An 11,407-nucleotide genomic window follows, 5' to 3' on the forward strand; every position below is an offset into this window, starting at 1 on the left:
CGCCTACTTTACGGGGCGGCAGTGGCGGAGGGTGAAACTGTGACGGCCGGATTGCTTTCCAGGGATTTGACGACGGCGTCAGCCAGGATGGCAAACTCGTCCAGCTGCGCTGTTCCCGTCAGGACAACGGTGGTGCCGCGGTAGTCCAACACCATGCTCTTCTCGCCCTTGCCCGTATCGCGAAGCTCCCACTCCTGGCCGCCGGCACTGCGTGTTCCGGTGACGGGTGCGCTTTTGGTCTCCTGTTGAAGCCAGGTGGGATTTGCCTGGCGCGTCTGGACCAGCCCGATGAAAGACTCCTTTGGCGTCAGGTAGCCAACCTCCCACGTGGGGACGCCGCTGCCGCTTCCCGACTCCCAGCGTGCGTAGTTCGACGTAAAGGCACCTCCCGTCTCCGGCGCAACAGGTGTGAATCCCGCCACATCCGCGGCATTACGGGCCACTTCGCTGACGTCGACGTTCGGCCGATAGCCATCACTTTTGGGGGAAGGGTTCATCAGGACGACGGGCAGGAACGCCGCGATGCTCACCACGAGGGCGATGATCATGCCGATCACCGAAGCATTGGCGCGTTTGGCTGCCGCCGCCGGGATAACGGGCCTGATGGGCGCGTCGTTGCCGGTTCCGGCGGCCTCTTCGTGGCGCCCGACGTCGGCCTGATCTGGCCCGCTGCTGGTCTTTTCGTGCATTTCACTCACCCCTCTATAGTCGCCCATGCGGGGGTACAACTCACACTTGGGTCCTGCATCGAGGGGACTGGAGGTTGTTGCGCGGCGACGTCATCCCAGCGCCGGAGGGCGGCACCCGACTATGATCAGTAGCAGAGGAATCACCGTGTCTGCTGAATCCGGCGGAACGGGCTCAATGATCGCCACTCGAAGAAGAGGTTCACGTGTCACCAGCGTCCATGACCCAGAAATACTCCACGCTCTCCCCGTCCCTGGCTGTGGGACTCGATGAGCCGGACCGCAACCTTGCACTGGAACTCGTCCGCGTCACCGAAGCCGCGGCAATCGCCGGCGGCCACTGGGTCGGCTTCGGCGACAAAAACAAGGCCGATGGTGCAGCCGTCGACGCCATGCGCTCCTTCCTTCACACTGTCCACTTCAACGGCGTTGTGGTCATCGGCGAAGGCGAAAAAGACGAAGCCCCCATGCTGTTCAATGGCGAACACGTTGGCGACGGCACCGGTCCTGAGTGTGACGTCGCAGTGGACCCCATCGACGGCACCCGCCTGACAGCCCTGGGCATCAACAACGCCTTGGCCGTCCTGGCAGTTGCCGAGCGCGGCTCCATGTTCGACCCCTCCGCCGTGTTCTACATGGAGAAGCTCGTCACCGGCCCGGAAGCAGCCGACATGGTTGACCTGCGCCTGCCGGTCAAGCAGAACCTGCACCTCATCGCCAAGGCGAAGGGCGTGAAGGTCAACCAGCTCAACGTCATGATCCTTGACCGTGACCGCCACCGCCCGCTGGTGGAAGAAATCCGCGAAGCAGGTGCGCGCACCAAATTCATCATGGACGGCGACGTCGCCGGCGCTATTGCCGCGGTCCGTACCGGTACCGGCGTTGACGCCCTGATGGGTATTGGCGGCACCCCGGAAGGCATCGTGGCTGCGTGCGCCATCAAGTCCCTGGGCGGTGTGATCCAGGGGCGCCTGTGGCCCACCAGCGACGAAGAGAAGCAGAAGGCCATCGACGCCGGCCATGACCTTGACCGCGTGCTGTCCACCAACGACCTCGTCTCCAGTGACAACTGCTACTTCGCTGCCACCGGCATCACCGACGGCGACCTCCTCAAGGGCGTCCGGTACTCCAAGGACAAGGTCCTCACCCAGTCCATCGTGATGCGCTCCAAGTCCGGCACCATCCGCTTTGTGGACGGCGAGCACCAGGCCAGCAAGTGGGAAGGCTACGCCCGCAAGCAGTAACACTCTCCACCGCGCGGGTCAGTTCGCGCGAACGAACACTTGAGGCCCTGGATCTTCGCAGATTCGGGGCCTCAAGTGTTCGTTCGCGCTTGCCTTTACGCGAGGAAGCCGGCCTGAGTGCTCTCTTTGGACCGGTTCCATGCCTGCAGGGCCGCCCGCACCAGTTCGACGACGAAGGGCCGGTCTCCCTCCAGATCCTCCTTGAAGACCCTGATCTCGGTCCAGCCGAGTCGCTCGGTGATGGCCCGGCGCTTGTTGTCCAGCCGGACCTGGCGTGGGTCAGAATGATGTGTCCCGTCGTACTGCAGCGCGAGCCGATGCGCGGGATAGGCTGCATCGGGCCACACATTGGGCTGGCCCCAACTGTTGCGGATTACATGGTTCAGCAGTGGTTCGCCGAGGTATGTGCGCGCCAGTGCCAGTCGCATTCTCGTTTCCTGAGGCGAGTCGGACCCTACGCGGATTTCGGGAAGGGCCAGCCTGGCGGTCTTCATACCCCGCATCCCAGGGTGTGCGGCAATCATTCGCTGCAGGTCCTCGATCGCGGCGAGGGGTGCCTTTGGCCTTGGAAAGTCCGGTCCATGGGCATTTACCAGCGAATCTCCAGCCGCGATGAGTTCATCCACGGACAGCAGGCTTGCCAGATCCAGCCACGTCCGCGCTGGCGAGGTGACCTGGACGCCGTCGTGCATGATGACTTCTCCTGGTTTGAAGGTCATGCGGTGGCCAATCACATTTCGGCGCCGGGGTTTGCTGGCGTTCCGGTCCCGCGCCACGTGGATACGCCAGTCTTCCTCCAGCCACGAAGGAAGTCCCAGCGCCCAGACACGTCCTCCCGAGTGGTGCGTTAGCACTGACAATCCGTCGAGCGCCGTATAGGCCCGAAGATTGGCGGAGATGCCGGCTTCGCTCTCCAGCGGGACGCGTATGCCGCGTGAGGGAATAACGACGTCGGGCTGCCGCTGCCGTTTACGGGATACACCGGAGGAGGCGGCGTCGGCGGATGTGAAGGATCCGGTGCGTAGCTCTTTGGGGAGCGGTGAGAGGCCCATGCTTCAGTGTGCATAACCGGAGCCAGGCCGCGGCAGTTATCCACAGGTTCAATTCCCACCCGGCGCGCGAACGAACACTTGTGGCCCCTGATTTTGGGGCTTAAGTGTTCGTTCGCGCGTGTGGGGTGGGGCCTAAGTGTTCGTTCGCGCCTTGTGGGGGCGGGGCTTAAGTGTTCGTTCGCGCTTGTGAGGATGGGGCTTAAGTGTTCGTTCGCGCCTGTGGGGGTGGGGCTTAAGTGTTCGTTCGCGCTCTGCCAGTTCGCGCGCGGGCGGAGCGGACGCCGGCTACTGCCAGGTTCCGCAGCTGGCGGGCCGCCTGGTAGGCGCGGTACCGCAGCTTCTTGACCGGAAGGTCCCAGGTGCCCGGATAGGAGACTTCACGGCCGCCGAAGGACTTCTTGAACGCCGTGAAGCCCGCCCATTTGTGGTCCGGCTGGTCCGCCGGGGCAACACCCCAGAGGTCCACATACTTCAGGCCCCGGTCCTTTGCGTCCGCGATCAGGGTCACCAGGAGCGGGATGCCAGCACTGAGCTTCCGGTGTGTGTCGTCCAGGGCTGCGTGGGCGTACGTGCGCGTGTCCGCCGAATCGTAGACGAGGGCCGCCGCTATGGGGCTCCCCTCCAGCTCCGCAACAAAAAGGGTGGCAGCGCCGGCAGGCATCAAGGAAGCGGCCACCTGGGTCAGGTACTCGTCGCTTTGCGGCTTGAACCCGTTGCGCCTGGCGGTCATGTGAAGGAAGTCCAGCAGGATCCGGATGTCGTCGGGGTCCTGCGAGCTCCGGAACGTGACGCCTTTTTTGTGGATATTCCGGTAGAGGTTCCGGTTGACGGGCTTCATGCCTGCCAGGACGTCCTTGAAATCGCCCTCCAGGTCAATTACCCGGCTCAGTTCGGGCTGTTGGTTCACGGGTGCCGGCTGCAGGCCACGGCGGCGGAGTTCCGCCTCAGCGGCGGAAGGCTCAAGCCCGGCCGAAACAGGCTCGATCCGGACAAAGACAGCACCGCACGACCGGGCGACGTCCACCAGGGCGGCCAGGGCGGCGTCGAACGCTGAAGGGGAGGAGGCCACCGGGCCGTAGGGTGCGTACAGCACCTTGCCTGCCGGATTCTTTTCCTCCACGGCCAGGAAGCGCCACCCGGGCCCCGACTGCTGGTGGACGCGGCGGCCCAGGGACGCCTGGACATCAGCCCACGATTGACTCTGCAGGAAGTGGTCCAACTCCTCAGCCCCTCATCGAGGTGGTGACGGCAAAGGCGAGGGCTGCTTCCGAGGTGCCCGCCACGGTGTGGACGTTAACGGGGGCCTCTGACGCTGGGAGGAACGCGCTGCCGCCGCGGGACAGTTGCAGGTCACCCTTGGGCGAGTCCAGGTACATGGCCCCTTCCACGACGATGACTACCGCCGCTCCTGACTGTGCCAGCGGAACCGGAGCGCTCTCCGGCTCCATCATGATCCTTTGAAGCTGAAACTCACGGAAGGGCGGCTGGTAGAGCTCCTGGCCAAGGCCGGAGATCTGCGGAGCCAGCATGGGCACGGCTACCGGCTTGAATTCGATGGTGCGCAGGAGCTCCGGAACGTCGATAAACTTGGGCGTCAGCCCGCCGCGCAGCACGTTGTCTGATGACGCCATGACCTCAACGCCCAGGCCATGCAGGTAGGCATGAACGTTGCCCGCCGGAAGGTACACGGCCTCGCCGGCGGCCAATGAAATTCTGTTGAGCAGCAGCGAGATGAGGACTCCGGGATCGCCGGGATACTTCTCGTTGAGGCTGGCCACGGTGGCGAGCTCAGCCTCGTAGGGTGCGCGGGGAGCTCCCGACGCCAAGGCAGCCGCCACCAGGGCCGTAGCCTCTGCAACGTCCTCGCCTCCCGAGATCAGCCGTTTGAAGGCGTTTCTGAGCGCGACACCCTCATCGGGGTCAGCGAGGTCCTCCAGCAGCGACTCCAGGAGTGCCGGGACCGGGGCTTCCACCAGGTCGAAAGACTTCATGAGCTGACGCAGGATCTCCTGTGTCTCGCCGGGGCGCCGGAATCCGCAGAGCGCCTCGAAGGGGGTAAGGGCAAAGATCATCTCCGGCTTATGGTTGTCATCCCGGTAGCTGCGGTTGGCCGCGTCAGGTGACAGACCCTGGGCATTTTCCCGCGCGAACCCTGCTTTTGCCTGCTCAATGCTGGGGTGGACCTGCAGGGAGAGGGGTTCCGCCGCAGCCAGGATCTTCGTCAGGAACGGAAGCCGCGGCCCAAACTCACTCACGGAGGGCCCGCCGAGGAAATGTTCCGGGTCTTCGGCGATCAGGGCATCCAACGGAACCGAGGATCCATCGGGGCGGTGGGCCACTGACGGAGAGTCGGGATGGGCACTGATCCAAAGTTCGGCTTCCGGCCGCCCTGACGCAGGGCGCCCCAGGAGCCCAGCGATCGCCGTCGTCGAACCCCACGCGTAATCGCGGAGGACGTTCTCAATTTCGTACACAGCAGTGTCCATTTCGTTGGTCTGCGGGCTAAGGCAACTTGTCGGCTTCGTTTCTTCAGGGCTACAGGGGAGCGCACTGGCCATTGGTGGCCACGAGTTCCCGGATTGCCTCTTCATTGCCTTCACTCTTGAGCTGGTTGAGCATGGCCTCGGTGATCGGTTCACCATCCGGCGTGGTGGTCACGGGGGTGAAGTCCGACGGCGACGGAGACTGTTGGGCCGGCCGTCCACCCGTTGCCTGAAGGGATGCAGGCAGCAGGCCCGACGCCTGAAGGTGACCGCGTGAACGGGCCGGTTCGATAATACTGTCGGCCGGGGCTTCTCCTGCCTGTGGCGACGCAGATGCGGACGCAGAGGCCAGCAGCTGGTCCACGCGGTCGTGGATCTGGTCGAAGTCAGGGACTGTGGAGAACGACGCGTCAAAGTCCGGAGGGCCGATGGTGAGCCGCTTGATGTCCTGGCCTTTCGCCTTGACGGCGAGGTCCAGGAAACTGCCAAGCTGCGAGGAGGAGATGTTGGACTCCACAACCTGGGTACCGGCGTTGGCAATGTCCTCGAACTTGGCCAGGAGCGTGGCCGGGTCAAGTTGCTTCAGCATGGCCTGCTGGACGCACTGCTGGCGCTGGATGCGGGCGTAGTCGTCCACATACTCGCGTGACCGGCCATACCAAAGGGCCTGGTTGCCGTCGAGCGTCTGCTCTCCAGCAGGAATCCAGCCGAGGGGCATGCCGTGGGTTTGGCTGTAATCATCGAAGTAGCCGCTCATGGGGACCCAGCCGCCGGCCTTGATTTTGATGCCGCCCATGGCGTCGATGAGCGTGGCAAAGCCCTCCATGTCCACCAGGACGTAGGCCTGGATCGTCATTCCCAGCGTCCCGGAGACCGCTTCCATGGTGGCCTGGGCTCCGGGATCGGCCACGCCGGGGTAGAGGTCGGCGTGCTCGTTGGTCACCTCGGTGTTGATGGCATTGATCAGGCATTCGTCGCCGCAGTCGTAGCCGTCCGGGTAGATCTGGCGCATGGGGGAGTCCTCGCTGAACCTGGCGTTCTGCAGGTTCCGCGGGACGGAGATGATGGCGGTCTGCCCGGTCTGGGCATCCACACTGAGCACCGAGAGGCTGTCAGGCCGGCGGCCGGTGCGGTCCGCGCCGGCGTCGCCGCCCATCATCAGGAAGTTGTACCTGCCATCAACCGGTTCGATGGCGGGACCGGTGGCATTGAAGATACTGCCGATCGCATTCCGGCCCACGTTGAGCAGGTAGGCGGCGTACCCCAGCGAGCCACTGCCGATGACCAGCGCCAGGACCAGCGCAATCACGACGGCGGGACGGACCGGCGGTGCAAGCAGTACAGGACGGATGATCCGCAGGGTATTGATGAAAAGAATGGCCCAGCCGACGGCGAGGGCCGCCAGGAGGACAACAATCAGCAACGACGCGAAAGGATTGGTAATGACGTTGATCAGCATCGTCCGGTTAACGACCAGCAGCAGCACTGTCAGTGCCAGCAGCGCCCAGACGCCCAGGGTGACCCGTAAAGCGGCCCGGCCCAGCTTACGGTCACCCGCCACGATCTGGGCACTGCCCGGCACAAGGAGGGTCATGAGCACCAGGAGGAAGGCGCGCTTGGTCCGGACGTGGGGCGAGGCGCCCAGGGGGAACCGGACGGGGTCGGTGGCCCTGGCAGGTGCCGGTTGCAGCTGATCGCTTGATCTCATACGGCTGGACCTAGCGGCCGTTCCGGAGGACGCCGTTGCCGTCAGCGAAGACTTCGCTGACCTTCTGCCGAAGATTTGCGCCCTTGCGGGTGGCAACGTCGTTGAGGTCCTGGGCGAACTCCAGCAGGTCGGCGCGGAGGGAGGCCGCCAGTTCATCCGTTCCGGCGGCGAGGATCCGCACGGCAAGGAGGCCGGCGTTGCGTGCTCCGGCGATCGAAACAGTTGCCACGGGTACGCCGGCGGGCATCTGGACAATGGACAGGAGCGAATCCATCCCGTCAAGGGTCTTCAGGGGCACAGGCACCCCGATGACGGGCAACGGGGTGACGCTGGCCAGCATGCCCGGCAGGTGGGCAGCGCCGCCTGCTCCGGCGATGATGACCCGGAGTCCGCGCTGGTGGGCTGTCTGGCCGTACCGGATCATTTCCGTGGGCATTCTGTGGGCGGAAACCACGTCCGCTTCGAAAGGAATGCCGAATTCCGCCAGTGCATCGGCCGCGGCCTCCATCACCGGCCAATCCGAATCAGAGCCCATGACCAGGCCCACGATGGGGGCGGACGAACTGTCCGCAGCGGGCGTTGCTTCGGCGGTCATACGTTCTCCTCAGAAATCCGTGGTGATTCTTCGGACGGCACCCGGCCGTCCCGGATGATGCCTGCCACCCTCGACGCCCGCTGGCGGAGGGAGTCCACGTCCGCGGTGGAATCACCCAGCAGGTTGACATGGCCGATCTTCCGGCCGGGGCGCACCGACTTCCCATAACAATGCACTTTCGCGGCCGGTTCACTTGCCAGGGCCACGGGATACGCGGAAAACAGGTCCTGGTTCTCGCCGCCAAGGAAATTTTTCATCACCACCACCGGGCCCAGGACGTCCGTGGAGCCCAGGGGAAGGTTGAGGACTGCGCGGAGGTGCTGTTCAAACTGGCTGGTTACCGACCCGTCCTGGGTCCAGTGGCCTGTGTTGTGCGGGCGCATGGCGAGTTCGTTGATGAGGAAACCGGCGCCTACGCCCGGTGTCTCGAAAAGCTCAACCGCCATAACTCCCGTGACGCCCAGTTCGCTGGCGATCCGCAAGGCTGCGTCCTCGGCCGCCGCGGCCACCTCGAGCGGGATATCCAGTGCGGGAGCAATGACCTCGTCACAGACCCCGTCAACCTGGATGCTGTGTGCCACGGGCCAGGCCCGGGCTTCGCCGTCGGGGGTGCGGGCCACCAGCGCTGACAGCTCCCGGCTGAACTCGACCTTGGCCTCGGCCAGGAGCGGACTCATGGCGTCGAACCATTCTGCCGTGAGGGCAGCATCATCGGCGGATGCGACTATCCGCACACCCTTGCCGTCGTAGCCGCCGCGGGGCATCTTCAGGACAACGGGCCAGCCAATCTGTTCACCAAAGGCAACGAGGGAGGCAACATCGTCGACGGCGGCCCACTCCGGGTTGGGAAGTTCGAGCCTGTCGATCGCGGCACGCATCACCAGCTTGTCCTGCGCGTTGACCAGGGCATCCGGTCCGGGCTGGACGTTCACTCCTGCTTCCTGGAGTGCACGGAGGTGCCCGGTGGGCACGTGCTCGTGATCGAAGGTCATCACATCGAGGCCGTCCGAGAACTCGAGAAGAGTCTGGAGATCCTTGTAATCCCCTACCGGAGAGGTGGAAACTGCAGAGACGGCTGAAACGTCCTCCGCCTCAACAAGGACGCGGAGTTCAAAGCCGAGAGCGGTGGCGGCTGGGGCCATCATTCGCGCGAGCTGGCCGCCGCCAACCACGCCGATTACTGGAAAAGTCACAAGGGCCAGCCTACAGAAAAGCTTGGAGGTTCCCGGCTTCCGGGTGCCTTTGCGGCCGATTTTCCCTGTAACTTGGCCCTCCGTCACCCCGGCGCGTGGGCTGCCACGCTAATCCCGGGCTAAAATAGGCCTCTGGCCGTGTGGCCCATAGTTCGAACGGCCATGGAGGGTCATGTTTAACACACTTGCAGATCGTATCCGGGGGCTCGCCTCGCTATTCTGGCGCGAGGTGGCCAAATTCGGAGCCGTGGGCGGTGTGGCGTTTGTCATTGACAACGGTCTGACGTACTTCCTGATGCACGGTCCCATGACCGACAGCGAAGCGAAGGCCCGTTTTGTCGGCGCCAGCGTGGCGACACTTTTCTCCTGGATCGCGAACCGGCTGTGGACCTTCCGGCATCGCAGGCAGGCGAACGTCCTGCGTGAATTCCTAATGTTCATCCTCATTAATGGCATTGGCATCGGGATTTCCACTGGCTTTACTGCCATCGCCAAGTATTCGCTGAACGTCACGGACAAGAACATGCTGTTTGCTGCCGGCGTGGTGGGAATCCTGGTTGCCACGGTTGTCCGGTTCTTTGCCTATCGGTTCCTTGTCTTCAACGAGGAACTGGATCAGGAACCCGAGTTCTCCCACGACCACGAACTCATTGAGCTCCATCCAAAGGAGCACCATCCCAAGGCAGAAGCGGCTGCAGGAGAGAGCGAGCGGTCACCGGAGGGCAACCGCCGGCCATAGGGCCGCTTTAACTTCCGTGGATCCGTTCCGCGGCGAGGAGCTTCTCCGTCAACTCCACGTCGGGATGCGCCAGCACCACGGAGCCGCCTTTAGTCCACGCGCCCAGGGAGTTCGCCAGAGCTGCCTCCAGCCCGTCCGCGGCGGAAACCAGGAGCCGGACGCCCTCCTCGTGCGGGGTGGCAAAGGCGCTCAGCAGGTCCCCGTGGAGGTGCCGCTGCCCGTCCCGGCCACTCAGGGCGCAGCCGGATGCATCGGGATCCACATGCGCCATGAAGACATCGCCGTGGGACCGCACTTCCGAGGCGTAGTCGATGACGCCGTCAGGCAGCTCCCCGGGCCACCGCATGGCGAGGGCCGGAAGCGCCACGGCAACAACGGCGTCGTACTGACCCTGGAACGCTTCGGGCTTGTCGGTGACAAGGAAATCCGCCCCGCCGCCGTCAAGAAGGGTTTCCATGCCGAGTTGCCAGGCTGCCAGCGCCCAAATCAGTGACTTCCAGTGGGCAGGCAGGTCAAGGCGGACCCGCATTCCCGGCTCGGCGTCGAGTTCGTCCTGCAGCAGGTTGCTGGTCTTCGCAACCCAGTTGTCCAGGACTCTGCCCGAGAGTTCCACCCGCTCAGAATCTGGCCCGTACCAAGTCAGCCGTGGGGAGGTGGAGTGCCCGGAGCGCAGGGTTGTCATGAGGTCGATAGCCGGGATGTTCATGGCTACATCTTGCCACGGCGAATTCATCGCGTCAGGGGAGAATCAGCCACCGGGGATTTGGCATGAGATGGCCTCGCTGGGATTTTCGGTTCCTTCGAAACCCGGCAAACTCCTGTGATTTTACTCACAGGAGTTTCTCATTTCGCTTGCGAAATCCGGCTGCACGTTGTAGTTTTCTCCCGAAACTCGGGGGATTTAGCCCTGATTGCCAAACCCAGGAACCAGATCCGGTGGCCGTCCCTGTCCTGTGGTGGAAAATTCCCGGGCGTGGCGTGACCGAGCTTGGCAGTGAATGTTGATTATTATCCCGGCCACAGCTTGACTCTCCAGTAGTTACACGCGTGTAATTAGATATCGAGAGCCACTGCGCAAATACCGGCACACAACCGAGTGTCCAAGTATCCAGGCAACGGCTGCAACATCAGGAGGGTCGCATTGGGGCAAGTAGAGCGTATCCATGAAGATGCCGTCGTCGCCGGACAGGCTACGGCAAAATACCGGGCACGGGGCGTGCCAAGTGACTGGTACGTGGATCCTGCAGATCCCGATGCCGCCGAACGGTACAACAAAAACACCAAAGACTCATTGCAGGACCAGGCCACGGCTTTCCTGGCAGCGCATGAAGCTCTGCTGGATGGCGAGCATGACCAGGACGAAGACGACCTGGACCCGCCGATGGAACTGCAGACGCGTATCGCCGGGGCATCGTCCCAGCCGATATGGATCGGACTGCCTTTCGAGCAGGACTTCGCTGACGAAGGCGAGCTGGGGTGGCAGACTGACGCCCTGTGTGCCCAAACTGATCCCGAAGCCTTCTTCCCGGAAAAGGGCGGATCAACGCGTGACGCCAAGAAGGTCTGCGGCGCATGCAACGTACGGTCGCAATGCCTTGAGTACGCCCTCGCGAACGACGAACGGTTTGGCATTTGGGGTGGCCTTTCCGAGCGTGAGCGCCGGCGCCTGAGGAAGCGGGCAATCTAATTCTCCAGGAAGTACACGTC

Annotated in this window: 11 protein-coding genes; 3 read left to right on the top strand and 8 right to left on the bottom strand. The window is 63.7% G+C overall.

What is annotated here, in order from left to right:
• Positions 1-8 precede the first annotated feature (8 nt).
• A complete protein-coding gene (locus M1E17_RS06775; RefSeq protein ID WP_457967611.1) occupies positions 9-689 on the bottom strand; it encodes a DUF4245 domain-containing protein in 681 nt (226 codons plus the stop codon).
• Between the two features lie 218 nt (positions 690-907).
• Between M1E17_RS06775 and glpX the strand changes: the two genes are divergently transcribed.
• On the top strand, positions 908-1,930 hold the full coding sequence (gene glpX / locus M1E17_RS06780) for a class II fructose-bisphosphatase (RefSeq protein ID WP_267279144.1): 1,023 nt from the start codon (positions 908-910) through the stop codon (positions 1,928-1,930).
• A gap of 95 nt (positions 1,931-2,025) precedes the next feature.
• On the opposite strand, the gene M1E17_RS06785 is transcribed toward glpX, so the two are convergent.
• The 6 genes from M1E17_RS06785 to M1E17_RS06810 all read right to left on the bottom strand — a co-directional run bounded on the left by M1E17_RS06785 (position 2,026) and on the right by M1E17_RS06810 (position 8,913).
• A complete protein-coding gene (locus M1E17_RS06785; protein WP_457966331.1) occupies positions 2,026-2,982 on the bottom strand; it encodes an endonuclease domain-containing protein in 957 nt (318 codons plus the stop codon).
• Positions 2,983-3,214: 232 nt separating this feature from the next.
• Positions 3,215-4,201: a lipid II:glycine glycyltransferase FemX gene (locus M1E17_RS06790; protein ID WP_457966332.1), complete on the bottom strand. Its 987-nt coding sequence runs from the start codon at positions 4,199-4,201 to the stop codon at positions 3,215-3,217.
• Between the two features lie 4 nt (positions 4,202-4,205).
• On the bottom strand, positions 4,206-5,456 hold the full coding sequence (gene manA, locus M1E17_RS06795) for a mannose-6-phosphate isomerase, class I (RefSeq protein ID WP_457967613.1): 1,251 nt from the start codon (positions 5,454-5,456) through the stop codon (positions 4,206-4,208).
• A 61-nt stretch (positions 5,457-5,517) separates the two neighbouring features.
• The gene (locus M1E17_RS06800) at positions 5,518-7,173 is read right to left on the bottom strand and encodes an LCP family protein (protein ID WP_457966333.1); all 1,656 of its coding nucleotides are present in this window, start codon (positions 7,171-7,173) and stop codon (positions 5,518-5,520) included.
• A 10-nt stretch (positions 7,174-7,183) separates the two neighbouring features.
• Complete coding sequence (gene purE / locus M1E17_RS06805; RefSeq protein WP_457966334.1) at positions 7,184-7,768, bottom strand: 5-(carboxyamino)imidazole ribonucleotide mutase; 585 nt, start codon at positions 7,766-7,768, stop codon at positions 7,184-7,186.
• A complete protein-coding gene (locus M1E17_RS06810) occupies positions 7,765-8,913 on the bottom strand; it encodes a 5-(carboxyamino)imidazole ribonucleotide synthase (protein WP_457967615.1) in 1,149 nt (382 codons plus the stop codon). Before M1E17_RS06810 ends, purE begins: the two co-directional genes overlap by 4 nt.
• Positions 8,914-9,133: 220 nt before the next feature.
• Here M1E17_RS06810 and M1E17_RS06815 point away from each other — a divergent pair, with 220 nt between their 5' ends.
• On the top strand, positions 9,134-9,700 hold the full coding sequence (locus M1E17_RS06815; RefSeq protein WP_457966335.1) for a GtrA family protein: 567 nt from the start codon (positions 9,134-9,136) through the stop codon (positions 9,698-9,700).
• Positions 9,701-9,707: 7 nt separating this feature from the next.
• Here the strand turns inward: M1E17_RS06815 and M1E17_RS06820 are convergent, their stop codons facing one another.
• Complete coding sequence (locus M1E17_RS06820; RefSeq protein WP_457966337.1) at positions 9,708-10,406, bottom strand: TIGR03089 family protein; 699 nt, start codon at positions 10,404-10,406, stop codon at positions 9,708-9,710.
• A gap of 435 nt (positions 10,407-10,841) precedes the next feature.
• On the opposite strand from M1E17_RS06820, the gene M1E17_RS06825 reads away from it, so the two are divergent.
• Complete coding sequence (locus M1E17_RS06825; protein ID WP_457966338.1) at positions 10,842-11,387, top strand: WhiB family transcriptional regulator; 546 nt, start codon at positions 10,842-10,844, stop codon at positions 11,385-11,387.
• Positions 11,388-11,407: the final 20 nt, after the last annotated feature.

Source organism: Arthrobacter sp. D1-29 (genome assembly GCF_054130585.1).